A 25,155-nucleotide genomic window follows, 5' to 3' on the forward strand; every position below is an offset into this window, starting at 1 on the left:
GTCAGGCGGCCGAGGGGCGGACGGCGCCGAAGAGGCCGGACATCGCGACGCCCGCCTCGCGGACGACGTCGCCGGTGTGCGGGGCGTGCAGGACCTTGCCGTCGCCGAGGTACAGCGCGACGTGGTGGATGCTCGACGGGTCGCTGCCGTTGGCGTAGAACACCAGGTCACCGGGCTGCAGCTGGTTCAGCGGCACCTTCGGGAGCCCGGCGTACTGCTGACGCGACGTCCGCGGGATGGAGACCCCGGCCTGGGCGTAGGCCCACTGCGTGAGGCCCGAGCAGTCGAACGTGGTCGGCCCCGTCGCCCCCCACACGTAGGACATCCCTTCGCGGGTCCAGGCGGCGGCGATCGCCGCCGTGGCCGTGCTCGAGGCGCCCGCGACGGCGTCCGCCACCGAGGAGGTGTCCCCGGCCGAGGAGGTGTCCTTGGCCTGCGCGTCCGCGACCCCCGCGGCGGCGGCCTGCTGGGCGGCCGCGGCGAGCGCGGCCTGGCGGGCCTGCTCCTCCTCGTCCGCGACGGCCTGCGCCACCGCGGTGTCGGCCGCCGCCAGCAGCGTCCGCTGCTGGGCGAGAGCGGTGGTGACCTGCTCCTCCGCCGTCTTCGCGGCCGCCTGGGCGGTGGTCTTCGCGACGCGGACCTGCTGCAGGTGCGCCTCGGCGGCGGCCGCGCCGGCGCGAGCCGTCGCGGCGGCGGTGACGGTGGTGGTGTCGTCGGCGACGACGCTGCGGGCGAGGAGCGCGCCCCGGGCGGTGGCGTCGACGTCGTCCAGGTCGCCGCTCGACAGGACCCGGCTGATGCCGCCGGTCAGCGACGCGGAGCCGCCGCTCATGTAGAGGGAGCGGACCCGGCGGGTCGCGTCCTGCGTGGCGGTGGCGCTGTCACCGGTGGCGGCGTCGAGCGCCGACTGCGCCCGGACCTCCTCCGAGATCGCGGTGGTGGTGTCCTCGACGGCGGTGTCGTAGGCCTCGGTGGCGATGGACTGCCGCAGCTGCAGGGCCTCGACCTGGGCGCGCAACGCGTCGGCCTGGGTCTTGAGGGTCTGGCTGCGCAGCGCGAGCGCGGGGTCCGCGTGGGCGAGGCCCGCGGAGCTGAGCGGTGCGAACAGGGCGAGCGTCAGCACACCCGTCGACACGACCCGCCTGACGCTCATCACCTGTTCTGAGTCGTCACCGCGTGTGAAGACCTTGACGCGACGGGGGAGTGATGACCCGGTTGGCGCACCGATCCGCCACCATCGTCGGTGTGAGTGCACCGCAGAACCAGAGCACGGCCACGCCGGACGAGCCCGCGGCGAGGGACTCCCTCGCCCGGTCGAGCGCGCTGATGGCGAGCGGGACGCTGGTGTCGCGGTTGCTCGGGTTCGTGCGGGTGGCCCTGCTGGTCGCCGCCATCGGCGGCACGGCGAAGGGCGTCGGCGGTCAGGTGTTCGACGTCGCCAACAAGGCGCCGAACAACTTCTACATCCTCGTCGCCGGCGGGGTCCTCAACGCTGTCCTCGTGCCGCAGATCGTCAAGGCGTTCCGGTTGCCCGATGGCGGGAAGGACTTCGTCGACCGGCTCGTCACCCTCGCCCTGCTGGTGATGGCCGCAGCAACCGTCGTCATCACCGCGGCGGCACCACTGGTCGTGCGCCTCTTCACCGACGGCTGGAGCGACGACTGGCTCGCGTTGGGCACGGCCATGGCGTTCTGGTGCCTGCCCCAGGTCTTCTTCTACGGCCTCTACACGGTGCTGGGGCAGGTGCTGAACGCGAAGAGCAGCTTCGGGCCCTTCATGTGGGCCCCGGTCCTGAACAACCTCGTGGCCATCGCGGGCATCCTGGTCTTCCTCGCGATCGTGCCGGACGGCGAGCGGTTGACCGCGGTGCAGTGGACCCCGTCGATGATCGCCCTGCTGGCGGGGACGGCGACGCTCGGCGTGGCCCTGCAGGCGCTCGTCCTGCTCTGGCCGTTGCACCGCATCGGCTTCCGCTACCGTCCGCGGTTCCGCTTCCGCGGCATGGGCTTGGCCAGCGCCGGCCGGGTCGCGGGTTGGACCTTCGCCGGCGTGCTCGTGGGGCAGCTCGCGTTCGTGCCCACCTCGAAGGTCATGACGTCGGCCGGGCACGCGCTGTCGTTGGCGCGGATCGACGGGGCCTCCAGCAACTCCTACACCAACGCCTACCTGCTGTTCATGCTCCCGCACTCCCTCGTCGCGGTGTCCCTCGTGACGGCCCTCTTCACGCGGCTGAGTCGCGCGGCCGTCCGCGGGGACGTGGCGGCCGTCCGGCGCGACTTCTCCTCCGGGGCCCGTACGGTGGCGGCCGCCGGGGCGCTGGCCACCGCGGCGTTCCTCTCCCTCGGGCCGTCGATCGCCGGAGCCCTCTTCGGTGGCCACCCGATCGGGTTGGTCCTCGTGGCCATGACCGTCGGTCTCGTCCCGTTCAGCGTCACCTACCTCGTGCAGCGCGTCTTCTACGCCTACGAGGACGCCCGGACCCCGTTCGTCGTCCAGGTCGTCGTCGCCGTCGTGACGACCATCGGCAACGGCGTCTGCTACTTCGTCCTCGAACCGCGCTGGCAGGTGATCGGCATCGGCGCCTTCATGAGCCTCGCCAACGTCGTGGGCTGCGTCCTCGGCCTGACCCTCCTGCGCCGCCGCTTCCACGCCCTCGACGGTGGCGGCATCGACGGGTCCCTGCTGCTGCGGACGCTCGTCCGCCTGGCGATCATCGCCGTCGTGGCCACCGCTGCCGGGTTCGCCGTCGCGCAGGGCGGTGGGTCGCTCGGCAGCGGCCGGTTGGTGGACGTCGGTGTCGTCCTCGTCGGTGGGGTCGTCGTCCTGGCCGTCTTCGTCGCCCTCAGCCGGGTGATGCGGGTCCGCGAGCTCGAGGACCTCGTCGCGCCGCTGCTGCGGCGGCTACCCCTGCCCCGTCGGCGCTGACTCGTCCTCGTCCTGGTGGGCGGGGGCGGGGGCGGGGGTGACGTCGGCGTGCTCGGCCTCGTCGACGCGCCGCCGGCCCTTCTTCACGGCGCGGACCACCCCGAGCACGAGCAGCGCGGCCGCCCCACCGCCGACGACCCCGCTGATCCAGTTCTCCACGTCGGCGCGGACGTTGAGGTCCACCGCGACGGGCGCCCCGATCGCGCTGCCGGCGGGGGTCCGCAGCTGCGCCTCGACGACGACGCTGCCGTTGGCCAGCGCGCGCACCGGCACCCCGACGCGCTGCTGGCTGCGGGCGGGGACGGTCTGACGGGGTACCGCGTCGAGCTGGACCCGCGGGCTGCGGGGCGTCAGCACGAGGTCCACCTGCACCGGCACGTCCAGCTCGTTGACCAGCGTGATCGGCAGCTCGCTGCGTTCGGCGGCCAGGTTGCGGACGCTGCCGCCGGCGATGCTGATGCCCGTCGTGAGGGAGGCGATCGTCCGTTCCAGCGTCTCGCGCGCGGCGGGGAGCTCGTCGGTGTGTCCCCGCCAGGACGCCCCCAGCAGCAGCAACGCGGCCCGCTGCTGGGTCAGCAGCTTCGCGTCGGGCCGGCCGTCGGTGGTCTGCAGGGCGCTGGAGAAGTCGTCGACCTCGGTGAGGGCCGACTCGACGTCGGCGACGTGGCGGGCGGGCAGCGCGGCGCGGGCGGTGGCCGTCGCGATCTCCGGGCCGGAGCGCGACCCCGGCCCGGGGTCGGTGGCGATGAGGTCGGTCAGCGACTGCCAGCTCGCCCACCCCGACGCCTCCACGTCGGCGACGAGCGTCTCGATCGCCCCGGCGACGGGGTTGAAGCTGCGCGGCGCCACCAGCAGCTGACCGCGCGCGTCGCTCGGGCGCTGCAACGTCGTCGTCGCGGCCTCGGCGATGAGCCGCTGCCGCACGAGCACCACCTGGTCGGCGTCCACGGAGTCCGCCAGCACCGACGACATCGTCCGGTCCGCCACCACCGCGTCGACGACGGAGTCGAGCACCGTCACGCTCGCCCGCCCCGCCGGGGTGTAGGTGAGGTCCGCGTCGGGCGGGAGGCAGACGTCGTCCAGGACGACCGTGGAGGCCCCGACCCCCAGCGCGAGCGCCAGCAGGTCGTCGTCGGCGGCTTCGTCGGCGGGCCAGGCGACGTCGCGGACCACGACCGCGCCGAGGTCGTCGAAGGCCCCGGCCCCGGCGGCGACGCAGCGTCCCAGCAGGTCGGGCCCGTCCTCGGAGCGGTCCAGGGCGGCGAGGTCCGGGTCGCCGTAGGGCAGGGCGACGACGACGCGGCCGGTCGCGGCGGCCCGCAGGTCGGCCAGCCAGACCGAGACGGTCCGGCTCTCGTCCAGGGTGGGTTGCGGGGTGCTCGGGGCGGTCGGCTGACCGCTCGTCCCCGCCGTCGTGACGTTCGCGGCCGCGGCCAGCAGGGCCGGGTCGAGCGCCCACGCGACCCGGGGGTCGGCGCTGGCGCCGACCAGCGGCGCGAGGCGGCCCTCGACGGCGCTCGCGAGCCCGCTCGCCGAGCCGTCACGGCCGGCGACCAGCGGCAGCAGCAGCGTCAACGGCGTCGGCGTGACGCCCTGCGGGGCGGAGACCAGGAACGTGCGGGCGCCGCCGACCTTGCCGCTCTTGTCGGAGACCTCGACGGCCGCGAGGTGCGCCCCGACCCCGTTGCCCAGCGCGGCCGCCGGCAGGGTCAGTTCGACCTCGGCGCTCTCGTCGGCGGCGAGGTCACCGGTGCCGACGACGACGTCCTCGGAGCTCGCCGAGGAGCGGGTGATGGACGTGCGCTCCGACGCGCGGGCCCAGCCGTCGAGGGCGGAACGGGCCACCGACGGCGAGCGCTGCGCGACGAGCCGGGCCGTCAGACCGGTCAGGGCGTCGCTCCCGGTGTTCTCCACCCGGGCCCGCACGAGGATCGTCGAGCGGGCGGGATCGGCCGCGGAGTAGGCCGACGGGGTGACCTCCAGCAGGACGACGCGCGCCGGCAGGGCGCTCGCCGTGGTCTCCGTCGTCTCCTTCGGGGTGGGTTTCGCGGTGCTCGCCCGCGCCGGTTCGGCGGAGGCGAGCAGGGCACCACCGCCCGCGAGACCGGCGAGCAGCTGCCGCCGACTCGGGCCGTTCCCGCTCATGCGGTGGTCACGCCAGTTCGCCCAGCCGTGCGGTCGCGGCGAGGGCGGCCCGACGCTCGTTGGGGAAGGCGAGCCGCGCGTCGAGGTCGCTGAACGCGATCCACTCGACGTCGATGGCCTCGGCGTCCGGGTCGTTCTCCACGGTCAGGGTGCCGCCGGTCGCCTTGAGCAGGAACAGGTGCACGACCTTGTGGATGCGACGGCCGTCGGCGGAGAACCAGTAGTCGATGCTGCCGAGGTCCTCGACGATCTCGCCGCGGATCCCGGTCTCCTCCTCGATCTCGCGCACCGCGGCCTCTTCGAGGGTCTCCTCGCCTTCGAGGTGGCCCTTGGGCAGGCACCACTCCTGGCGGCCCGCGCGGTTGAGCCGGCAGATCACCGCGGCCCGCGGGACCCCGGTCGAGAGGTCGACGACGAGCCCACCCGAGGACGTCTCCTGCACGGTGGGCAGCCGGCGACGCGGCTCCCGGGCAGGCTTGACCATCGGCTCACTCTAGCCAGCAGCGCGCACGGCTTCGGGCGCAGACGTGGCAGGCTTGCACCCCGTGCTGCCAGACCCGCTCGCTCCAAGCGCCCCGACGGATCCGAAGACCGCCCTCGAGCAGGCGATGGAGCAGGCCAGGACGCGCGCGATCACCGCGCTGGAACCGGTCATGCCGTTGCTGGTCGACCTCGGCCGCGTCTTCGAGCGGGCCGGGTTCGAGCTGTCCCTCGTCGGCGGACCGGTCCGCGACGCCTTCCTGGGTCGCCGCTCCGCCGACCTCGACTTCACCACCGACGCCCGCCCCGACGACACCGTCCGGCTGCTGAAGGCCTGGGGTGACGCGCACTGGGAGATCGGCCGCGACTTCGGCACGATCGGCGCGCGCAAGAAGGACCTCGTGGTCGAGGTGACGACGTACCGCTCCGAGAGCTACGACGTCGACTCCCGCAAACCCGAGGTCGCCTACGGCGACGACCTCGTCGGCGACCTGTCGCGGCGCGACTTCACCGTCAACGCCATGGCGATGCGGTTGCCCTCGCTGGACTTCGCCGACCCCCACGACGGCCTCACCGACCTCGCGGCGGGCATCCTGCGCACCCCGGGGACGGCCGAGCGGTCCTTCTCCGACGACCCGCTGCGGATGATGCGGGCGGCCCGGTTCGCGGCCCAGCTGAAGATGCGGGTCGCGCCCGACGTCGTGGCCGCGATGACGGCGATGGCCGAGCGGATCACCATCGTCTCGGCCGAACGCGTCCGGGTGGAGCTGGAGAAGATGCTGCTCGCGGTCGACCCGGTGGCGGGTCTGCGGCTGCTGGTGGACACCGGTCTGGCCGAGCGGGTGCTGCCGGAACTGCCGGCGCTGCAGCTGGAGATCGACGAGCACCACCGGCACAAGGACGTCTACGAGCACTCCCTGACCGTGCTGGAGCAGGCGATCGCCCTGGAGGGCGCCGGCCCCGACGACGAGGTGCCGGGCCCGGACCTGCTGCTGCGGCTGTCCGCGCTGCTGCACGACATCGGCAAGCCCCGCACCCGCCGGTTCGAGGAGGGCGGCGGCGTGAGCTTCCACCACCACGAGGTCGTCGGCGCCAAGCTGGTGGCGAAGCGGTTGAAGGCCCTGCGCTTCGACAACGACACCATCAAGAACGTCGCGCGCCTCACCGAGCTGCACCTGCGCTTCCACGGCTACGGCGACGGGGAGTGGACGGACTCCGCCGTCCGCCGCTACGTCACCGACGCGGGCCCGCTGCTGCCGCGGCTGCACAAGCTGACCCGCAGCGACTGCACGACCCGCAACGCCCGCAAGGCGAAGCGGCTCTCCGACGCCTACGACGACCTCGAGACCCGGATCGCCCGGCTGCGGGAGCAGGAGGAGCTCGACTCGATCCGCCCCGACCTCGACGGCACCCAGATCATGGCGCTGCTCGGCATCGGACCCTCCCGCGTCGTCGGCCGCGCGTACCAGCACCTGCTGGGCCTGCGGATGGACCGCGGCCCGCTCGGGGCGGAGGTCGCGGAGCAGGAGCTGCGCGCGTGGTGGGCCGAGCAGCCGGAGTCCTCCGGGTCCTGAGGTCTCGCGGAAACAACACTTTCCGCCCTCGAAGGGCCTTCTGGGGGCGGAAAGTGTTGTTTCCGCGCGGGACCGGCGGCCCACTATCGTGACGCGGTGATCCCGCCCGTCTTCGACGTCCTCCGGCGCCGGCCCGACATCGAGGCGCCCGAACTCGTCGCGGTCGACGCGGCGGACCGGCTCCTGCTCGACGAAGCCGCTCCGGCGCTCGCGGGCGCCGACGTCGCGGTGATCGGCGACGACTACGGGGCCATCACCCTCGGTGCGCTCGCGGGCCACCACCCGGCGCGGGTCCGCGTCCACCAGGACCGACTGTCGGGGGAGCTCGCCCTCGCCGCGAACGCCGCGACCCTCGGCCTGGACGGGTTCCGCTCCCACCCCGTGCCGGACGCCGCGCTGGTGGCCGGCGCGGGCGTGGTGCTGGTGAAGCTGCCGCGCAGCCTCGAAGCCCTCGACGCCACCGCACGGCTCATCGCCCGCCACGCCGCGCCGGACGTCCGCGTGTTCGCGGGTGGTCGGGTCAAGCACATGACGCGCGGGATGAACGACGTCCTCGGGCACGCGTTCACCGAGGTGGACGCGAGCCTCGGCCGGCAGAAGGCCCGGGTGCTGCGTGCGTCCGGGCCCCGCGCCGACGTCGCCGAGGCCGCACCCCGCCGGGTCCACCACGACGACGTCGGGCTCTGGGCCTGCGCGGTGGGCGGGGCGTTCGCGGGCGCCGGCATCGACATCGGGACGCGGGTGCTGCTGGAGCACCTCGACGTCGTGGCCCGGTCGGCTCCCGGCACCGTCCTCGACCTCGGCTGCGGCACCGGCCTCCTCGCCGCCGCGGCCGCCCGGGTGTTCCCCGCCGCGCGGGTCCTCGCCACCGACGAGTCCGCGGACGCCGTCGCCAGCGCGGAGCTGACGGCCGCGGCCAACGGGGTCGCCGTCACCGTCACCCGCGACGACGCCGGTGCGCGCATCCCCGACGGCAGCGTCGACCTGGTGCTGCTGAACCCGCCCTTCCACGCGGGCGCGACGGTCCACGCGGCGATCGCCTCGAAGGTGTTCCGGGCGGCGGCCCGCGTGCTCGCGCCCGGTGGCACGCTGCTGACGGTCTGGAACTCCCACCTCACCTACCGCGGTGAGCTCGAGCGCGTCGTCGGCCCGACCCGCCAGGTCGCCCGCACCCCGAAGTTCACCCTCACGCGGAGCACTCGGGTGGACTCGGCTCAATGAAGGGCCCCGGCCGGTCGAAGAGATCCCATGACGTGCACTGGCGTGGGTGAGGAGGCCTCCTCGACCCTGCTGTCCTTCGCCGAGGCCGCGTCCCGAGTGCTGGAGCACCTCGAGGCGCACCTCCCGCTGGGGATGTGGGCGGTCACCCGCCGCGACGGGGAGGAACAGGTCCTCCTCGAGGTCCGCGACCACTTCCACGGCTCGGTCAGCGGTGACCGGGTCCCCTGGCGGGGGTCGCTGTGCGAGGCGATGACGCAGGGACAGGCCGGGTCCACCGGAGCGACCCTCCTCGTGCCCGCCTACGCGGACAGGCCCGCGGTCCGGGAGTGGGGCGTCCGCGCCTACGTGGGCGCGGCGATCCGCACCGACGTCGAGGTCTTCGGAACCGTCTGCGGCTTCCACCAGCAGGAGCTCGACCCGGTCACCGTGCGGGGACTGCAGCCGTTGCTGGACCTGCTGGCGGCCCTGCTCGGTCAGATCCTGGTCGCCGAGAAGCTGCGCGAACGGGCCTTCGCGCGCGAGGCCGAACTTCGTCGCCTCGCCACCCGCGACCACCTGACCGGGTTGGCGACGCGGGCGGTGTTCGCCGACCGCCTCGGGCACGCCCTGGACCTGCACCGCAGCACCGGCCGGGCCCTGACCGTCCTGCTCTTCGACCTCGACGACTTCAAGACCGTCAACGACACCCTCGGCCACGCCGCGGGCGACGAGGTGCTGGTGGCGCTGGCGCAGCACTGGCAGCCGATCATCCAGTCGGGCAACACCCTGGCGCGGTTGGGCGGTGACGAGTTCGCCCTGCTGGTCGAGAGCGGGCTCAGCGTGGGCGAGGTGTCGAAGCGGGCCAAGGCGGTGCTGGCCGGCCGGCACGAGATCGCCGGCACGGCGATCACCGTCGGGGTCAGCGTCGGGCTGGCGCACCTCCCCGGGCAGGCACCCACCCTCGACGCCAAGGAGTTCCTGGGTCGCGCCGACGCCGCGATGTACGCGGCCAAGCGGGCCGGCAAGGGGCGGCTCGTCGACTACGACACCCTGGGCGATCCGTCCCCGTCCGCGCGCAGCTCCCACAACCCGTAGCGCACGACGTAGGAGTACTCGTCGTGGCGCCAGGCCGGCACGAACCGGTACGACCACGGCGACAACCCCGCTGCGGTGATCGCCGCCAGCTGCGCGGTGGCGTCGTAGGCGTGCATGTCGATCCCGGGCAGCCCGTCCTCGGAGAACGCGCGCCGCGAACTGCCCGGTGTGGTGCGGTCCTCGACGATCCCGACCAGCACTCGCGCCCCGGGCGCGCACGCGTCGGCGAGGTTGCCCAGCGTCGCCGGCAGGTCGCGGCAGAACTCCAGGCAGCCCACGGCGACGACGACGTCGAAGCGTCCCCAGGAACCGGGCAAGGGGTCGTGGAAGTCGTGCTGCTCGTAGCGACCGTCGGGCCGGCCGAGGTTCGCCTCCGCGAGCATGCCGGGGGAGAGGTCGGTGCCCGTGACGTGGACGTCGGGGGCGAGGTCGCGGGTCAGCTGCCCCGGCCCGCAGCCGACGTCGAGGACGCGGCACTCCGGGGTCACCTCACGCAGCAGGAAGTCCGCGACGAGCGGGCCGTAGTGCTCCAGCGACCGCCAGCCCGGCACGTAGTGCGGGGCGAAGTCGTCGTAGTAGAGCTCGATGGCTTCGCTGTCGTCCATCTCCCGACCATCCCAGGCCGCACCCGGATCAGCCCCACCCGAGGGCGCGCAACCCCGCCGCGGTCACGGCGGCGAGCACCACGACGACGATGAACGGCGCCCGGCAGACCAGGGCGACCACCGCGACGGCGAGCCCCGCGGCCCGGGCGTCGAGGACGAGGTGCGGTCCGGTCGTGAACGTCTGCAGCACGACGAGCGAGGCCAGCAACGCGGCGGGCAGCACCCCCGTGACCCGACGCACGCGGGGTTCCTCGAGGACCGCCGGCGGCACGACGTAGCCCGCGAACTTGGCGGCGAAGGCGATCGCCGCGGCCGCGAGCACGGCCACCCAGACGCTCACGCGGCAGCCTTCCCGCGCCAGCACCACGCGAGCACGGAACCCGCGAGCGCCGCCGCGATCACCGGCAGCCCCGGCGGGACGACGGGGACGAGGGCGGTGGTGAGCAGGGCGCCCACGACGGCGATCGCGACGGGTTCCCGCGCGCGCAGCCGCGGCCAGAGGAGCCCGGCGAACGCCGCCGACGCGGCCGCGTCCAGGCCGAAGCGCTTCGGGTCCCCGAGGGCGTTGCCGGCCAGGGCACCGACGAGGGTCATGACGTTCCACCCGACGTAGACGCCGAGCCCGGTCACCCAGAAACCGACCCGCCGAAGCGCCGGGGCGGTCTGCGCGACGGCGACGGCCGTGGACTCGTCGATCGTCAGCTGGGGCACGACGATCCGCTGCCAGCCGCGCGGTCGCAGCGTCGGGTTGAGCTGCAACCCGTACAGCGCGTTGCGCAGCCCCAGCAGCGACGACGCCGCGACCGCCGCCCCGACGCTCCCGCCACCGCCGAGCACCCCGACGAGCGCGAACTGCGACCCGCCGCTGAACAGCAGCAGCGAGAGCAGGCAGGTCTGCAGCACGCTCAGTCCGCTGGTGACGCTGAGGGCCCCGAAGCTGACGCCGTAGAGCCCGGTCGCGAGGGCGACGGAGAGGCCTTGCCGGACGACCGCCGGACGGTCGGGGGGCGCGGGGGCGACGTCGCTCACGGCACCAGGATGCCCGGCTCGTCGCGGGCGACCACGCACCGGTCGGGGTCAGCTCTGGGGAACGCGGAGGCGCCCGCCGGTCCGGGAACCGACGGGCGCTGCGGGGTGACTCAGCCGCGCGACTGCTTGGCCAGCTCGCTCAGCACGCTGCGTTCCAGCGCCTGCGCGGCACCCTCCTCGAGTTCGACGAAGCGCACCACGGCCTCGCCGGACTCCTCGTCCACGCGCAGCACCTCGCCGCGGGCGTGCACCTCGAACCCGTCGCCGAGTTCCAGGGAGACGTCGACGTCGGTGTGGGCGGGCATGTCCATCGCGCCTTCGATGCGCATGCCGGTGCGGGAGTAGTCGATGGTGCGGACGTCGGCGACGCCTTCGGCCATCGTCAGGTGCGCGGGGACGGAGGCGGGGGCGCGGACGGCGCCTCGTCGGGTCTCGGAGGCGAGCAGCATGACGCCGGTGAGGGCGAGTTCGTCGTCGCGGTGGGCCTGGGCGACGGCCTGGAAGACGGCGTGGGGGGTGACGGAGCCGGAGTCGCCGGCGTCGGTGCTGACCCAGACGCGCTGGCCGTCGAGGGCTTCGACGGTGTCGGGGGTCGCGCTGACGTGGCTGGTGATGACGAGGCCGGCGGCTCCCGCCGTCCAGGAGCGCACGGTGCCGGTGTGCCAGACGGCCGCGGAACCGGACGTCGTCGTCGTGGGCATGAGCGTGACCGTGGTGTCCACCGCCGGTCCTTCGGTCATGAGCATGCCGCCCTGCGCGCCGTCCATGCGATCCCCCAGCTGTGTGCGAATGTGTAACCGACTCAGCACGCTACGTCACATAGAAGGCCCACTCGACCCGAACGTCGCAGGTCACCGGCGATCGCGACCACGCAGAGTCACACACGTCACTCTGTTCTCAGCGGTCCCACCTCCGCGGGCGGCGGGCTGTTCTCCTCCCACGCCGAGCGCAGCAGTTCCTCGACGTGGTCGGCGCTCGCCGTCGCCAGCTCGACGCGTGTCACCCCCTGCACGTGGACCTCGGCGACGCCCGCCGACACCCGCACCAGCCACGCCCCGCCGGCGCGGCGGAACTCCGCCCGCCCTGCGGAGTCGACCAGTTCGACGACCTCCGGGAGGGCCAGCGCCAGGGCGCGGACGTCCGGTTCCAGCAGCGAGCCGGCCGGCCCCTCCAGGACGAGCTCGTACCCGGCGGGGGTCTGCAGCCGTATCGTCCACTCGCCGCCACGTCGCTGGGGTTCCTCGGCCACGCCCAGCCCCGCCTCCAGGGCCAGCGCCAGCACGGCTGTGACGTCGTCCACCTCCAGCTGCCAGGACAGGCCCGGCGGCGGGACCGCCACCTCGGCCGACCGCAGGCCGAACAGCACCGCGTCGCGCTGCAGGGCGGCGAAGTCGTCCTCGCGGTGTTGCACGTGGAACATCAGGGCCTCGTAGAAGGCGATCTCGGCGTCGAGGTCGTGGACGGGCAACACCGGGAGGGCGCGCAGGAACTCCATGGGGGTTAGCGTCCTCCTGTGCTGCAGATCCCCTCCGTCGCCCTGCTGTCAGGTCGCCGATCGGCCCAGGGGGCCGCCGATCCGGCGCTGCGCGCCTACCTCAACGAACAGCTCGCCGCCGTGACCGGTGTCGCCGAGCAGCTGCGTCGCGCCGCCGCCTCCGACGCGCTCATCGCCGAGCGCACGACCCTGCTCCGGGTCCGCCGTGACGTGGCCGCCGACCGCGCCGCCCTGCGCACCGCCATGCGGCGCCTCGGCGCCTCGACCGACTGGGCCGTCGTCGGCTTCAGCTGGCTCTCCGCCTACGCCGGCCGCCTCAGCCCGCTGCTGCAGCGCGTCCCCGCGGTCGACCGGGTGGCGAGCGTCATCCCCACCCACCCGACCCGCGAGTCGGTCGTCGAGGGTCTGCTCGCCCTGGAGGACGTGCTCGGCAGCCTGCACCGGCGCGCCGTCGCCGCCCGCCTGCTCGGTGAGCTCGTCGCGGGCGATCGGGCCGACTGGACCCACCCCGTCCGCGGGCTGGCCGACCGCGCCCAGGCCCAGCTCGACGAGGTCGAGGCCGCCCACCGCCGGTGCGCGGCCCCGTTGCTGCGCCGCGCCTGACCCCGCGACCCCGACCGGCTGAGGTCAGTCCCGCGCCTTCGCCGTCGCCGCGTCGTTGGCCTTCCGGATCGCCTGCACCAGCTCGGCCTTGGTCATCGACGACCGTCCGCGGACGTCGAGCTCGCGGGCGATCCACAGCAGGTGCTCCTTCGTCGCGTGCTCGTCGACCCCGCCCGAGGAGCGTCGGTGGGTGTCGACGTTCCCCTCGGACTGCGGGTCCGACGGGCCCTTCCGGCCGTCCTCCTTGGGCTTCCAGTGGTCCCCGACCTTCTCGTGGGTGTGCTTGACCGCACCCCACGCGACCCGGTTGGCCCGGCCGCCGTCGTGGTACTGCTCCTCGGCGGAGTCGTGGGCCTGGGCGAACGTGTCCTTGGCCTTCTGGTCCGAGCGCTGCAGCGTGCTCGGCAACTCGCTCTCGACGGGCTTGCCCGATCGCGTCGTCTTCGGCATGGTCCCGACGGTAGGACGGGGTCGCGCTGGCGACATCCCGAGACCTCCGGGCGGGCTCCGTTCAGCGCGTGGTGACCGGTACCTCGGCGTGCGCGCGCGGCCGCAGCGAACGCCACACCACCAACGCGGCACCCGCGGTGAGCAGGGCCCCGGCCACCGCTGTCGCGTCCAGACCGTGGGCGAACGCCGTCCGCGCCGAGTCCAGCAGCACCGATCCGTCGGGCAGGGCCGCCGACACCTCGACCGCCCCGCCGAGGGTCTCCCGCGCGGCGGACACCTGCTCCGGGGACGCGCTCGCAGGGACCTCGATCCGGCTGCGGTAGAACGCGTTCAGCACGCTGCCCAGCACCGTCGTCCCGAGCACCGCGCCGACCTCGTAGGCCGTCTCCGAGATCGCCGACGCCGCACCGGAACGTTCCGCGGGCGCCGCGGAGAGGATCGCGTCGTTGGTCAGCGTCTCGGCCAGACCCGCCCCCGCGCAGAGCACCACGAACGCCACGGCGAGCTGCAGCGCCGCACCCGAACCGGAGCCCGACCCCAGGAACGCCATGATCACGTAGCCGAGCGTCCCCAGCAGCAGACCGGTCGCGATGAGCAGGTCGAGGCGCAGGCGACGAGCCAGGCGCGCCGCGAGCAGCCCCGACCCGAAGGTCACCACGGCACCCGGCAGCAGCAGCAGCCCGGCGGTCAGCGGGCGCAGCCCCAGGACCAGCTGCAGGTACTGCGAGACCGCGAACAGCATCCCCGTCATCCCGCAGATGCTCATGAGGTTGGCCAGCACGGAGCTGCGGAAGACCGGCAACCGGAACAGGTCGACGTCGAGCAGGGGGTCGGCCAGCGTCAGCTGCCGGCGCACGAACACCACGCCCAACCCGACGCCCAGGGCGATCGTCGCGACCGGGGTCGTCTGGACGCCGTGCTCGGCGAGGGTCTTGATCCCGTAGACCAGCGCGGTCAGCGCCAGGATCGAGACGACCACGCTCAGCACGTCGATGCGGCCGTGCGCGGCGGCCGTGGGGCGCTCGCGGACGAGCAGCGGCACGAGCACCAGCAGCGCGACCATGAACGGCACGTTGAGCAGGAAGACCGAACCCCACCAGAAGTGCTCCAGCAGCCAGCCGCCGACGATCGGGCCCAGCGCACCACCGGCGGCGAACCCGCCGGCCCAGACGGCGAAGGCCGTCCGGCGCTGCTCGCGGTCGGTGAAGGTGCTGCGCAGCAGCGACAACGTCGACGGCATGAGCGTCGCACCGAAGACGCCGAGGGCGATCCGGGCGGCGATGAGGGCCGTCGCGGTGTCGGCGAAGGCCGCGACGAAGGAGACGACGCCGAACCCGGCGCCACCGATGAGCAGCATCCGCCGCGCGCCGTAGCGGTCACCGAGCGTGCCCATCGTGACGAGCAGACCCGCGATCGCCAGCGAGTAGCCGTCGACGATCCAGAGCAGCTGGGTACCGGTCGGAGCCATCGCCTCGCTGATGGCCGGCAGCGCGAAGCTCAGGACGGTCATGTCGATCGAGATCAGCAGGACGGGCAGGACCAGCACCGCGAGCGCCGCCCACTGCCGACGCGTCGTCGCGGGCACGCCCGGGTCCACCGGGAGCTCGGCGGGACGGCGTGCGGAGTGCTGGGTGGGCGGGGTCATGCTCTCGTTCCTCGAGTCGATGGTCCTTCTACTGTACCGTCCGGACGGTACAGTGCAAAGTCGTTTACCCTGCTCCGAATGGCCCGTGACCCCGCCGCGACGCGCGACCGCCTCGTCGACGCCTTCGCCGAGATCGTCGTCGGCAGCGGTGCCCGTTCCGCCACGCTGGAGGCCGTCGCCGCCGCGGCCGGCGTCTCCAAGGGCGGGCTGCTCTACCACTTCGGGTCCAAGGACGCCCTCGTCGACGGTCTACTGGAGCGGCTGCGGAAGCTGGCCGCCGAGGACCTCGAGCAGATGCGCACCGCCCCCGAGGGACCCGCCGTCTACTACGTGCGCACCTCCGCCACCGAGGGCCTGCAGGGTGACGAGGTGGTGGACCCGCTGAGCCGGGTGATCATCGCCACCATGCGGCTGGCCCAGGAGGGCGACACCCGCACGGTCTCGGCCTACGCGGCGATCAACGAGGCCTGGCGCCAGCTCATCGAGGTCCAGGTCGGCGGTGACCGCGTGCTCGCGCGCCTCGTGCAGTGCATCGGCGACGGCCTCTGGGCCTCCTCCTCGATGGGCATCCCCACCCCCGACCTCGACGACGTCGTCGCCCGCGTCCAGCAGCTCGTCGAGTCCAGCCGACACGGCGACGGCGGGGCCTGAGACACCCGTTCAGCCCCTCGCGCCGCGACGCGCCGCCGCCGAAGTTCCAGGGGTAGGGCCTCTCGGGGTCACGGATGGACTCCACGAGGGGGCGACGCGGTGCAGCTCGAGCAGCGGGACGTGGCGAGCCGCTTCCTCGACCGCTTCCCGGACCCCACCTGGTCGCTCGACCACGACGGGCTCCTCGTCGGCTGGAACACCGCCGCCGAGAACGTCTTCGGCCGCACCGCGGCCGAGGTCCTCGGCACTCCCGTGCTCGACGTCCTCGGGCAGGTCCCCCCGAGCACCGGTCCCGTCGAGCTGCACGACTCCCTCGGCCGGCTCGTCCACGGGGCCGTCGTCACCTGGAGCGTCGACGAGGTCCACCACACCGCGCTGCGCGTCTCGACGGGCGACGCCGGGGTCGTCAGCCGCCGCCTCCTGGAGGGGTTGCTGGAGCACGTCAGCGACGCGATCGTCACCGTCGACGCCGACGGTCTCGTCCTGTCCCTGAACAAGGGCGCCGAGAAGCTCTACGGGGTCACGGCCCACGACGCGACCGGTCAACCGGCCCGCAGCCTCGCGCGCAGCGTGGGAAACCCCGGTGACCTCGACGCGATGCGGACGGCGCTCGTCGCGGGGGAACCCTGGTACGGCGTGGAGGTGCAGCTCACGACCCACGCCGGCCGCGAGATCGTCGTCGACAGCGCGGCGACCGCCGTCCTCGACCCCGGCGGTGCCTACGTCGGCGCGATCCTCGTCAGCCGCGACATCACCCCGGTCCGCGAGCTCGAGCAGTCGTTGCGCGCCGCGACCCGAGCCCTGCGTGACCGGGCCTCGCAGATCGCCAAGGCCACCCACCGCGACTCGCTCACCGGCGTCGCCGCCCGCAGCCTGCTGCAGGAACGTCTCGCCGCGGCCCTCACCGCCGCCGCCGAGAACGACGAACCGGTCTGGGTGCTGGCGACGGACCTCGACGGCTTCCGCGCGGTCAACGACTCCTACGGCCTGGCCACCGGCGACGCCGTCCTCATCGCCTTCGCCGCGCACCTGCGCGCCGCGTTGCCGCCGAGCGCGACGGCCGGTCGCCTCGGCGCGGACGAGTTCGCCGTCGTGCTCCCCGGCCTCGACGAGGAGGAGGCCGCCCGCCTCGCCCGTGCGGTCACCGGCTGGACCCCGCCCACTCCGCTGCCCACCCGCGGTCGACGCAGCGACGACCCCGACGTCGGCGTCACCGTCGCCGTCGTGCGCGCCACGCCGCTGGAGTGCCGCTCACCGTTCGACACCGGCGTGCGTTCGCTGTTGCAGCGGGCCGAGGACGCCGTCGCGGCGGCCAAGCGCCCCACCCTCTGATCCGGGCCCGCCGCGGTCGCGGAACGCGGGTCCGTCGTCGCCGTGCCCGGTGCGTTCACGCCGAGGCGCTGGTCTCGTCCGGGTCCTGGCGCCAGGCGTAGTCCATCTGGCGTGCGGTGGCCACGGCCAGGTCGTGACCGGCGAGTCGGGCCACCAGGTGCAGGGCGAGGTCGAGGGCGGCGCTGATGCCGGCGCTGGTGGCCAGGTCGCCGTGGTCGACGAAGCGCACGTCGTCCCGCACCTGCAGGTGGGGCCAGCGGGCGCGCAGGTCGTCGACGTCCTCCCAGTGGGTGGTGACGGGGCGGTGGTCGAGCAGTCCGGCGGCCGCGAGGACGAAGGCGCCGGTGCACACGGAGGCGATCACGCGGGCGTGGCGGCGGCTGCGCTGCAGCCACGCCAACAGCTCCCGGTCCCGGGCCGCGTCGTCCACCACGCCGCCGGGGACCAGGACCACGTCACAGGTGGGGGCGTCGTCGAGGTGGTGGTCGGCGCCCAGTCGCAGCCCCCCGCGTGCCCTCGCTCCCGGAGGCGCGTCGACGCGCCCGCCGGTGGCGACGAGGGCCACCTCGAAGGGGGCGGGTCGCCCGGCGCGGGCGGCGAGGCGGTTGGCGACGCAGAACACCTCGAAGGGGCCGCAGGCGTCCAGCACCTCCACCTCGTCGAAGAGCACGATGCCCACGCGGACCGGTTCGTGGGCAGCAGGGGCCGAGGTGGCCGGCAGGGCGGGCGCGGGTCCCGGAGTGGGGGAGGTCACGAGGTCAGCGTGGTGGACGTCGCCGGCGGGGAGGAGGGGCAGGAACGCCGTGTTCGGTCGATTTCCTGCCACGTCTTCCTGCCACGTCGCGTCGTGCGCACCCTCGACGAGGGCGGCGCGGAGCCGGGGAGACCGCCCCCCGGGGCACCTCCTACTGGACCAGTTCCGCGCGCGCCTCGTCGGCGGCGACGAGTTCGGCGTAGCGCCCACCCGCGGCGAGCAGGTCCGCGTGCTTCCCCCGTTCGACGATCCGGCCGTGGTCGAGGACCACGATCTGGTCCGCGTCGCGGACGGTCGAGAGCCGGTGCGCGATCGTCACGGTGGTGCGCCCGCTCGACAACCGCTCCAGCGCAGCGGCCATCGCCCGCTCGGTCCGGGTGTCCAGCGCGGACGTCGCCTCATCCAGCAGCAGCACCGGTGGGTCGCGCAACACCGTGCGGGCCAGCGCGATCCGCTGCTTCTCGCCACCGGAGAACCGGTATCCCCGTTCCCCCACGACGGTGTCGTAGCCCTGCGGCAGCGCGCTGATGACGTCATCGACCTGGGCGATCCGGGCCGCGTTCCGCAGCTCGTCGTCGGTCGCGTCGGGCTTCGCGAAGCGCAGGTTGTCGGCGACGCTGGCGTGCAGCAGGAACGTCTCCTGGGTGACGACGCCGACGGTGTCGGACAGCGAGCGCGCGGTGAGTTCCCGGACGTCGTGCCCGTCGATCGTCACCGCGCCGGAGCCGACGTCGTACAACCGCGACAGCAGGTACCCGAGCGTCGTCTTCCCCGAACCGGTCGCGCCGACGACGGCCAGCGAGGAACCCGCCGGCACGTCCAGGTCGATCCCGGTCACGGTGTCAGTCTCGGCGCTGGGGTAGGCGAAGGTGACGTCGGAGAACCGCACGTGCCCGCGGGGGTCCTCGAGGGCGACCGCGTCGGGACGTTCGACGACCTCGGGCGGGGTGTCCAGGTACTCGAAGACCCGCGCGAACAACGCCATCGAGGCGTGCAGGCGCACGACGATCCGCAGCAGCGCCCCCAGCGGCCGGAACAGCTGCCCCTGCAAGGTGACGAGGGCGACGAGGGTCCCGATGCTCAGGGCCGTGCCGGTGCCCCGGATCCAGCCGCCGAGGAGGTAGGTCAGGGCGGGGACGGCCGCCATGGTCAGGGTGATGAGCGACCACTGCCAGCGGCCGGCCATCTCCGACCCCACCTCGAGGGCGGCGACCTCGTCGGACTGCCGGGTGAAGCGTTCGACGACCTCGGGGGTCCGCCCGGTCGTGCGGGTCAGCAGGATCCCGGAGATCGAGAGGGTCTCCTCGACGGTGGCCGACATCTCCGCGAGCTGGCGCTGGCGCCGGGCCGTGATGCGTCGGCGCAACCGCCCGACCCGGCGGTTCAGCCACACCGAGAAGGGCAGTACGCAGAACGAGAACAGCGCGAGGCGCCAGTCCAGCGCGAGCATGGCGACGACGGTGACGACGACGGTCGCGAGGTTCTGCACGAGGTCCGCGCCCGTGGAGGTGACGACGGTCTGCATCGCGCCGATGTCGTTGGCGATGCGCGACTGGACCTCACCGGTGCGGGTGCGGGCGAAGAACCCCAGCGACATGCGCTGCAGGTGCGTGTAGAGCGCGGTCCGCAGACCGTGCATGACGGCCTGCCCGACCCGGGTCGTGAGCAGTCCCTGCACGACGTCGAGCGCGGTGCTGACCGCGACGATGCCGATGAGCCCGGCCGCGAGCCAGGTCAGCAGGTGCAGGTTCCCGTCCGGCAGGGCGACGTCGACGACCTCGCGGATGAGGAACGGTGACGCGACGCCGGTGACGGCGGAGAAGACGATGAGGACGCCGACGACGGCCAGCGTCCGGCGGTGCGGGTGGAAGAGCCGCAGGACCCGGCGCACCTCGTCGCGCTGGGGACGGCCCGGGTCGGACGTGTCGGCCTTGCCGGGCCGGAAGGGATCGCGGTCGGGATCTCCGCGCACGGGCCCACCTCCAAACAGATCGTGTGGATACCTCACGATGAGGCTACCTCACGATCCGGTAGGGTGTCGACGTGGACGACCTGGACGGCGAACTCCTCGAGACGCTGCGCTCCGTGCAGTGGCGCCTGCGCCGACGCAGCCACGGCGACGTCGAGGACCTCGCCATCACCCCCGCCCAGGGCCGGGTCCTGCGCGTCGTCGGCCGCTGCGCCACCCCGCCCCGGATGGGCGAGGTCGCCGCCCGCCTGCACATCGCACCGCGCTCGCTCACCGACCTCGTCGACCCGCTCGAGGAGGCCGGCCTGCTGCGCCGGGCCACCGACCCCGGGAACCGTCGCTCGCTGCTGCTGGAACTGACCCCCGCGGGCACCGGGGTCCTCGAGGAGCTGGGCCGGCGCTCGCGGGACAGCGCGGCCCGGGCCTTCGCGGTCCTCGAACCCCCGGACCGCCGTTCGCTGCTGCAGCTGCTCCGGCGGGTCGAGGAGGCGCTGGGCGAGGAGCCCGGGTCCGCCTGAGAACCCCGGGAGGAGCTCGTCCGGCCAGTACAGTCGGCAGGTCACGCGAACCGTGAGGGAGGTACGACGCCCGTGCTGGACCCGACCCGCGTCCGTCTCGACCTGGCCATGGAGGCCGCGGGAGTCGCGTCGTTCGAGTACGACCTCGGCGCGGCCCGACTCGTGGCCGACGACGCCCTCGCCGCGTTGTTCGAGCACCCCGAGGACACCACGGCTCGGGGCTACGAGGCCCGCCTGCAGGACGTCGTCGTCGCCGGCGACCTCGTCGAGTTCCGCGACGCCGTCACCACCGCCGTGCGCACCGGTGAGCCGCTCCACCACGAGTTCCGGTTCCGTCGTCGCGACGGGAGCCTCGGCTGGATGGGGGTCCGCGCGCGCGTCCTGGTCGAGGGTGGTGTCCCGCAACGGTTGCTCGGTGTCGCCTACGACACCACCCGCGACCACGTCCTCGGTCTCGCGAGCGCCCTCGAGTCCCTGCCCGCCGCCTACTACGCCCTCGACGGCGACCGCGTCCTGCGCCACCTCAACGCCGAGGCCGAACGGCTGATCGGGCGACCGCGCCCGGAACTGCTCGGGCGGAACTTCGGGGACGTCTTCCCGCTGTCGGCGGGTTCGCAACTCGACGCCGTTCTCCTCGAGGTCGCGCGCACGGGGAACTCCGCGAGCCTGGAGCTCCTGCACCCCGAACCGCTGGCCATGTGGTGCGAGCTGCGCGCCTGGCCCGACGGGGCGGGGACCAGTGTCCTGCTGCTGCCGGCCGCGGCCCGGCGTGCAGCCGAGGAGGCCGCGGAACGTGCCGTGCTGCAGGTGCAGCTCCTCGCCGGCGTCGGTGCGCACCTGTCCGGGACGCTGGACGCGGAGACGGCCGTCGCGCGGCTCTCCGGGGTTCTCGTCCCGGTGCTGGGGGACTGGTGCATCGTCACCCTCGTCGACGAGAACGGCGAGCTGCGCGACGTCGGGACCCAGCACGTCGACCCCGCCCGGCAGGGGCTCATCGAGGACTACGCGCGCACCCGGTTGCGGTCGCTGCGCGGTGGCGACCGCACCTCCTACGTGCAGGACGCCATCCGCAGCGGCCGCCCCGTGGTGCTGCCCGAACCCGCGGTCGACGCGATCTGCGCCGTCCTCGGCCCCGGTGAGGCGCAGGACCACGCCCGGGCGCTGGACCCGCGGTCGGCGATCGTGCTGCCGTTGCGGGCCCGCAGCCGGACCGTCGGCCTGGTCACCCTGGCCCGGGGTCGGCAGCGACGGGGTTTCGACTCCGAGGACGTCGCCACGGCTTCCGGGGTCGCCGAACGCGCGGCGCTGGCCCTGGACAACGCCCGTCTCTACGGTCAGCAGCAGCGCATCGCCGAAGGTCTGCAACGGGACCTCCTCACCCCGCCAGCGCAGTCCCCGCACTGGCAGACCGCCGTCCGCTACCTGCCCGCCGCCCAGGCCGCGCAGGTCGGCGGCGACTGGTACGACGCGTTCCCCCAACCCGACGGGGCGACGACGCTGGTCATCGGTGACGTCGTCGGCCACGACATCGGGGCCGCCGCCGCGATGGGCCAGTTGCGCAACCTGCTGCGCGGCATCGCCTTCGCGGCTCCGGACGGACCGTCCGGGCTGCTCTCGCGGTTGGACGCGGCGATCGAGGGCCTCGGGGTCGAAACCCTGGCCACCGCCCTCGTCGGACGGCTCGAACCCCGGCGCGACGGGGTGTTCCTGGAGTTCTCCAGCGCCGGTCACCCCAGCCCCGTGATGCTGCGCGCCGGTGGCGTCGTGCTGCCCCTCGGCGTCGCCGACGGTCGCGACGGCCCCGACCTGCTGCTCGGCATCGACCCCACCACCGCCCGCCACGACGGTGAACTCCTGCTCCGCAGCGGCGACACGATCCTGTTCCACACCGACGGCCTCGTCGAACGCCGCGACCAGTCCGTCGAGGTCGGCACCGGGCGCCTCCTCGAGGCGGTCTCCCGCCACGCCGAGCTGGGTCTGGAGGAGTTGTGCGACGTGCTGCTGCGCGAACTGCTCCCCGCCCACCCCGAGGACGACGTCGCCCTCGTCGCCGTCCGGATCCGCTGACCCGTGGACCGCGGGGTCGTCCTGCGCGGGTTCCGCCTCGACGACGCCGCGATGGCGGTGGAACTCGCGAGCGACCCCTACGTCCCGCTGACCGGTTCGTTGCCCGCGAACGCCGACGAGGCGCAGGCCCGGGCGTGGGTCGAACGCCAGCAGGGGCGACTGGCCGAGGGGGTCGGGTGGTCGTTCGCGATCGCGGACGTCTCCTCCGACCGGGCCCTCGGCTCGGCCGGACTGTGGTTCACGGACTCCCCGGAGGTCTTCACCGTCGGGTACGGGGTGGTCCCTTCGGCTCGCGGCCGTGGGGTGGCGACCGAGGCTCTGGAACTGCTCGTGGAGTTCGCGGGGAACCTCCCCGCGGCCCGGCGACTCGTCGCCCACGTCGAACCCTGGAACTTCGCGTCGGTGCGGGTGGCGGAACGGGCCGGGTTCCGTGAGGAGGGGAGGACCCGGCACGAGATCGGCGGCGGGTTCCGGGAGGTCCTCGTGCTGGTCCGGGAACGCTGACCTCAGCGGACCGGTCGCCGCACGTCCTCCCACCACGGGGTCACCCCAGGACCCACGGGTCCTCGATCCGTGACGCCGGGACGAAACCGGCCGCCCCGGCGGCGTCCGCGGCCGCGGCGAAACCCGTTCCGACCGCCTCGGGGACGTGGGCGTCGCTGCCGAACGTCAGCAGCCGCCCACCCTCCTCCGGCCACCAGCCCAGGATCGTCGGGTGCAGCGGCAACCTCGTGTTGAGTTCCAGGGCTCGTCCCCCCGTGGCGAGGGACCGCAACGCGGCCCGGAGTTCCTCCTCGAACTCCCACGGGTCGAACTCCCCGGGCCAGCTGCGCACCGGGTAGTCGATGTGCGCGAACGTCGCGAACGCGTCCGACCCCGCGACCATCCGCGGGATCTCGGCGAGGTACTCGCGGAACACCTCGGCCGGCTCCCGGTGCTCGAACAGCAACCAGGGTTCGGCGTGGGAGTCCCCGTCGGGCAGGCAGTGCAGCGAGCCGACGACCCGGTCGAAGCGGCCGCGGCGCAGCAGGTCGGCGACCTCCTCGCGGTGCAGGTGCGGTTGCCCGACCTCCATGCCCGTGAGGATCGCGAGGTCGGGGAACCGGTCGCGACACTCCTCGACCGCGGCGAGGTACCCCTCGACGTCCAGGGGCGGCGCGTGCAGGATCCCGTCGGTGACGAGGTCGGGGTGCTGGTCCACGAGGAACCCGGCCCGGAACGGCGTGAAGTCGACGTGCTCGGTGAAGGCGAGGGACGGCAACCCGATCTCGACGGCGCGGGCGCAGGTCGCCGTCATCGATCCGACCTTCCGCGCGTCCCAGGAGAACTGGCTGTGGACGTGACCGTCGGCGGGCAGCACCTCCTCATCCGACTCCCGGTGGCTGCCGGTGTCAAACTCCGCGCCGACGGTCCTGCGCCCGCCGTACCCAGGCCCCCGCACCGGCGACGCCCGCGACCACGGCGGCCGCCCGGAACGCGTTCGCGCTCCCACCGGACTCCACGAGGAGACCCGCACCCGCGGTGCCCAGGGACGCCCCGAGGTTGGTCGCGGCGTTCACCCAGCTCGTCGCCTCCGAACCACCGTCCTGCCCGCCCAACCGGTCGGCGGCGGTGTAGGCGACGACCGCGAGGGGCGCGCTGGCGGAACCCACCACGACCAGGGCCACCACGAGGAGCACCGGCCCGGACCCGAAGGCCGCGACGACTGCCGCGAGCGCGGTCACCGTCGCCAGGACGGCCAGCACCGTCCAGTCGGACGCCCGCCGCAGCGGGGACCAGCGGCCGACGACGTGACCCCACGCGAGACCGGCGACCGCCGCCGAGACCGACAGCACCGCCAGCAGCAGGCCCGCGGTCGCGGCGGAACCTTCCTGTCCGCGCGCGACGACGGCGACCTCGAGGGGATCGTTCGCGAGTCCGGTGCCGAACGTGAAGAGCAGCAGGACGGCGAACCCCGGTCGGGTCAGCGGGCCCAGGAGGTTCCGGGTGCGGGACGGCCGGGCGGTGGTCGCAGCGGACACCGCGACCCGCGTCAGCAGGGGGGAACGGGACATCAGCACCGACCCCAGCACGTGGGTCCCGGCGGTGACGGCGAGCGCCCCCGCCGGTCCCAAGGTCACCACCGTCGCGCTCGCCACCACCGGACCGACGGCGAAGAGCGCCGACTCGACCACGGCGTCCAGGGCGTAGGCCCGCTGCCGGGCGGGCGGTCGGGGCGTGAGCCGGGCCCACGCGGCCCGGACCGTGGGCCCGACGGGCGGGGCGGCCACTCCCGCGGCGACGGCGGCCGCGCAGCACAGGACCGGCGAGGACGTGCGGGTCAGCGACAGCACGGCCACGGTGAAGCCGACGCTCATCCACGGGAGCACCCGGCGGGCTCCGCGCCGGTCGAGGAACCGGGACTTCAGCGGCATGGCGAACCCGGTGACGCCGTAGGCGCCGAGCGCGGTGCCGGCCACCGCGTAGGAGCCGGTGGCGGTCTGGACCGTCAGCAGCAGGGACAGGACGAGGGTGGCGTAGGACAGGCGGACGAGACTCGAGGCGGCGAACACCAGCGGCACTCCGGGCAGGGCCAGGAGCGTGCGGCGGTCCGCCACCCGTTCGGGGTGGGACACGGG

The 25,155-nt window shown here is 74.0% G+C and carries 24 protein-coding genes; 10 read left to right on the top strand and 14 right to left on the bottom strand.

Annotation, left to right across the window (positions count from 1 at the left end; translation table 11 throughout):
* Position 1 precedes the first annotated feature (1 nt).
* A complete protein-coding gene (locus ACFQ46_RS10930) occupies positions 2–1,153 on the bottom strand; it encodes a C40 family peptidase (RefSeq protein ID WP_380259524.1) in 1,152 nt (383 codons plus the stop codon).
* 92 nt (positions 1,154–1,245) lie between these two features.
* On the opposite strand from ACFQ46_RS10930, the gene murJ reads away from it, so the two are divergent.
* Entirely contained in the window at positions 1,246–2,925 is a 1,680-nt protein-coding gene (gene murJ, locus ACFQ46_RS10935; RefSeq protein ID WP_380259525.1) for a murein biosynthesis integral membrane protein MurJ, read from the top strand.
* Here the strand turns inward: murJ and ACFQ46_RS10940 are convergent.
* Together ACFQ46_RS10940 and ACFQ46_RS10945 are read right to left on the bottom strand one after the other, a co-directional pair.
* Positions 2,902–5,070 carry a DUF6049 family protein gene (locus ACFQ46_RS10940; protein ID WP_380259526.1) on the bottom strand — a complete coding sequence of 723 codons (2,169 nt, stop codon included), beginning with the start codon at positions 5,068–5,070 and terminating at the stop codon, positions 2,902–2,904. The genes murJ and ACFQ46_RS10940 overlap by 24 nt on opposite strands.
* 7 nt (positions 5,071–5,077) lie before the next feature.
* Positions 5,078–5,554: an NUDIX hydrolase gene (locus tag ACFQ46_RS10945; protein WP_380259527.1), complete on the bottom strand. Its 477-nt coding sequence runs from the start codon at positions 5,552–5,554 to the stop codon at positions 5,078–5,080.
* A gap of 124 nt (positions 5,555–5,678) precedes the next feature.
* Here ACFQ46_RS10945 and ACFQ46_RS10950 point away from each other — a divergent pair, with 124 nt between their 5' ends.
* The 3 genes from ACFQ46_RS10950 to ACFQ46_RS10960 all read left to right on the top strand — a co-directional run bounded on the left by ACFQ46_RS10950 (position 5,679) and on the right by ACFQ46_RS10960 (position 9,419).
* Entirely contained in the window at positions 5,679–7,124 is a 1,446-nt protein-coding gene (locus ACFQ46_RS10950) for a CCA tRNA nucleotidyltransferase (RefSeq protein WP_380259588.1), read from the top strand.
* A gap of 99 nt (positions 7,125–7,223) precedes the next feature.
* Positions 7,224–8,345 carry a class I SAM-dependent methyltransferase gene (locus tag ACFQ46_RS10955; protein WP_380259589.1) on the top strand — a complete coding sequence of 374 codons (1,122 nt, stop codon included), beginning with the start codon at positions 7,224–7,226 and terminating at the stop codon, positions 8,343–8,345.
* Positions 8,346–8,372: 27 nt separating this feature from the next.
* A complete protein-coding gene (locus tag ACFQ46_RS10960) occupies positions 8,373–9,419 on the top strand; it encodes a diguanylate cyclase domain-containing protein (protein WP_380259528.1) in 1,047 nt (348 codons plus the stop codon).
* Here the strand turns inward: ACFQ46_RS10960 and ACFQ46_RS10965 are convergent.
* From ACFQ46_RS10965 to ACFQ46_RS10985, 5 genes are all read right to left on the bottom strand, one after another.
* Positions 9,365–10,024, bottom strand: coding sequence for a class I SAM-dependent methyltransferase (locus ACFQ46_RS10965; protein WP_380259529.1), 660 nt, complete (start codon positions 10,022–10,024; stop codon positions 9,365–9,367). The genes ACFQ46_RS10960 and ACFQ46_RS10965 overlap by 55 nt on opposite strands.
* Before the next feature lie 28 nt (positions 10,025–10,052).
* Positions 10,053–10,364, bottom strand: coding sequence for an AzlD domain-containing protein (locus tag ACFQ46_RS10970; protein ID WP_328293657.1), 312 nt, complete (start codon positions 10,362–10,364; stop codon positions 10,053–10,055).
* The gene (locus ACFQ46_RS10975) at positions 10,361–11,053 is read right to left on the bottom strand and encodes an AzlC family ABC transporter permease (RefSeq protein ID WP_328293656.1); all 693 of its coding nucleotides are present in this window, start codon (positions 11,051–11,053) and stop codon (positions 10,361–10,363) included. The genes ACFQ46_RS10970 and ACFQ46_RS10975 overlap by 4 nt, the downstream gene beginning before the upstream one ends.
* Positions 11,054–11,163: 110 nt before the next feature.
* Complete coding sequence (locus tag ACFQ46_RS10980; protein WP_380259530.1) at positions 11,164–11,775, bottom strand: PilZ domain-containing protein; 612 nt, start codon at positions 11,773–11,775, stop codon at positions 11,164–11,166.
* Positions 11,776–11,939: 164 nt separating this feature from the next.
* Positions 11,940–12,548 carry a VOC family protein gene (locus ACFQ46_RS10985; RefSeq protein WP_380259531.1) on the bottom strand — a complete coding sequence of 203 codons (609 nt, stop codon included), beginning with the start codon at positions 12,546–12,548 and terminating at the stop codon, positions 11,940–11,942.
* 18 nt (positions 12,549–12,566) lie between these two features.
* On the opposite strand from ACFQ46_RS10985, the gene ACFQ46_RS10990 reads away from it, so the two are divergent.
* Positions 12,567–13,151 carry a hypothetical protein gene (locus tag ACFQ46_RS10990; protein WP_380259532.1) on the top strand — a complete coding sequence of 195 codons (585 nt, stop codon included), beginning with the start codon at positions 12,567–12,569 and terminating at the stop codon, positions 13,149–13,151.
* Positions 13,152–13,175: 24 nt separating this feature from the next.
* Here ACFQ46_RS10990 and ACFQ46_RS10995 read toward each other — a convergent pair whose 3' ends face one another.
* Both ACFQ46_RS10995 and ACFQ46_RS11000 read right to left on the bottom strand, forming a co-directional pair.
* Positions 13,176–13,601: a ChaB family protein gene (locus ACFQ46_RS10995; RefSeq protein WP_380259533.1), complete on the bottom strand. Its 426-nt coding sequence runs from the start codon at positions 13,599–13,601 to the stop codon at positions 13,176–13,178.
* Positions 13,602–13,662: 61 nt separating this feature from the next.
* Positions 13,663–15,246 (bottom strand): MFS transporter, encoded by a 1,584-nt coding sequence (locus ACFQ46_RS11000; RefSeq protein WP_380259534.1) that lies wholly within the window; start codon positions 15,244–15,246, stop codon positions 13,663–13,665.
* Positions 15,247–15,324: 78 nt separating this feature from the next.
* Here ACFQ46_RS11000 and ACFQ46_RS11005 point away from each other — a divergent pair, with 78 nt between their 5' ends.
* Together ACFQ46_RS11005 and ACFQ46_RS11010 are read left to right on the top strand one after the other, a co-directional pair.
* Positions 15,325–15,897, top strand: a complete 573-nt coding sequence (locus ACFQ46_RS11005; protein WP_380259535.1) for a TetR/AcrR family transcriptional regulator — start codon at positions 15,325–15,327, stop codon at positions 15,895–15,897.
* 120 nt (positions 15,898–16,017) lie between these two features.
* Positions 16,018–17,229, top strand: a complete 1,212-nt coding sequence (locus ACFQ46_RS11010; RefSeq protein ID WP_380259536.1) for a diguanylate cyclase domain-containing protein — start codon at positions 16,018–16,020, stop codon at positions 17,227–17,229.
* Positions 17,230–17,284: 55 nt separating this feature from the next.
* Here ACFQ46_RS11010 and ACFQ46_RS11015 read toward each other — a convergent pair whose 3' ends face one another.
* On the bottom strand, positions 17,285–17,950 hold the full coding sequence (locus ACFQ46_RS11015) for a DJ-1/PfpI family protein (protein WP_380259590.1): 666 nt from the start codon (positions 17,948–17,950) through the stop codon (positions 17,285–17,287).
* A gap of 184 nt (positions 17,951–18,134) precedes the next feature.
* Entirely contained in the window at positions 18,135–19,955 is a 1,821-nt protein-coding gene (locus ACFQ46_RS11020; protein ID WP_380259537.1) for an ABC transporter ATP-binding protein, read from the bottom strand.
* 71 nt (positions 19,956–20,026) lie between these two features.
* Here ACFQ46_RS11020 and ACFQ46_RS11025 point away from each other — a divergent pair, with 71 nt between their 5' ends.
* The 3 genes from ACFQ46_RS11025 to ACFQ46_RS11035 all read left to right on the top strand — a co-directional run bounded on the left by ACFQ46_RS11025 (position 20,027) and on the right by ACFQ46_RS11035 (position 23,041).
* On the top strand, positions 20,027–20,470 hold the full coding sequence (locus tag ACFQ46_RS11025; protein ID WP_328293644.1) for a MarR family transcriptional regulator: 444 nt from the start codon (positions 20,027–20,029) through the stop codon (positions 20,468–20,470).
* Between the two features lie 72 nt (positions 20,471–20,542).
* Positions 20,543–22,537, top strand: a complete 1,995-nt coding sequence (locus tag ACFQ46_RS11030) for a SpoIIE family protein phosphatase (RefSeq protein ID WP_380259538.1) — start codon at positions 20,543–20,545, stop codon at positions 22,535–22,537.
* Between the two features lie 3 nt (positions 22,538–22,540).
* Positions 22,541–23,041, top strand: coding sequence for a GNAT family N-acetyltransferase (locus tag ACFQ46_RS11035; protein WP_380259539.1), 501 nt, complete (start codon positions 22,541–22,543; stop codon positions 23,039–23,041).
* Between the two features lie 40 nt (positions 23,042–23,081).
* Here the strand turns inward: ACFQ46_RS11035 and ACFQ46_RS11040 are convergent, their stop codons facing one another.
* Positions 23,082–23,894, bottom strand: coding sequence for a PHP domain-containing protein (locus ACFQ46_RS11040; protein WP_380259591.1), 813 nt, complete (start codon positions 23,892–23,894; stop codon positions 23,082–23,084).
* Positions 23,895–23,928: 34 nt separating this feature from the next.
* The gene (locus ACFQ46_RS11045) at positions 23,929–25,152 is read right to left on the bottom strand and encodes an MFS transporter (RefSeq protein WP_380259540.1); all 1,224 of its coding nucleotides are present in this window, start codon (positions 25,150–25,152) and stop codon (positions 23,929–23,931) included.
* Between the last annotated feature and the right edge of the window lie 3 nt (positions 25,153–25,155).

It is taken from the genome of Kineococcus sp. GCM10028916 (assembly GCF_042674865.1).
Taxonomy (GTDB): domain Bacteria; phylum Actinomycetota; class Actinomycetes; order Actinomycetales; family Kineococcaceae; genus Kineococcus.

What these genes read in the sequence shown, in the direction of transcription:
- ACFQ46_RS10930 (WP_380259524.1), bottom strand. Translation starts at nt 1,153, where the DNA reads ATGAGCGTCAGGCGGGTCGTGTCGACGGGTGTGCTGACGCTCGCCCTG.
- ACFQ46_RS10960 (WP_380259528.1), top strand. Translation starts at nt 8,373, where the DNA reads ATGACGTGCACTGGCGTGGGTGAGGAGGCCTCCTCGACCCTGCTGTCC.
- ACFQ46_RS10940 (WP_380259526.1), bottom strand. Translation starts at nt 5,070, where the DNA reads ATGAGCGGGAACGGCCCGAGTCGGCGGCAGCTGCTCGCCGGTCTCGCG.
- ACFQ46_RS11005 (WP_380259535.1), top strand. Translation starts at nt 15,325, where the DNA reads ATGGCCCGTGACCCCGCCGCGACGCGCGACCGCCTCGTCGACGCCTTC.
- ACFQ46_RS10985 (WP_380259531.1), bottom strand. Translation starts at nt 12,548, where the DNA reads ATGGAGTTCCTGCGCGCCCTCCCGGTGTTGCCCGTCCACGACCTCGAC.
- ACFQ46_RS10950 (WP_380259588.1), top strand. Translation starts at nt 5,679, where the DNA reads ATGGAGCAGGCCAGGACGCGCGCGATCACCGCGCTGGAACCGGTCATG.
- ACFQ46_RS11000 (WP_380259534.1), bottom strand. Translation starts at nt 15,246, where the DNA reads ATGACCCCGCCCACCCAGCACTCCGCACGCCGTCCCGCCGAGCTCCCG.
- ACFQ46_RS10965 (WP_380259529.1), bottom strand. Translation starts at nt 10,024, where the DNA reads ATGGACGACAGCGAAGCCATCGAGCTCTACTACGACGACTTCGCCCCG.
- ACFQ46_RS10995 (WP_380259533.1), bottom strand. Translation starts at nt 13,601, where the DNA reads ATGCCGAAGACGACGCGATCGGGCAAGCCCGTCGAGAGCGAGTTGCCG.
- ACFQ46_RS10945 (WP_380259527.1), bottom strand. Translation starts at nt 5,554, where the DNA reads ATGGTCAAGCCTGCCCGGGAGCCGCGTCGCCGGCTGCCCACCGTGCAG.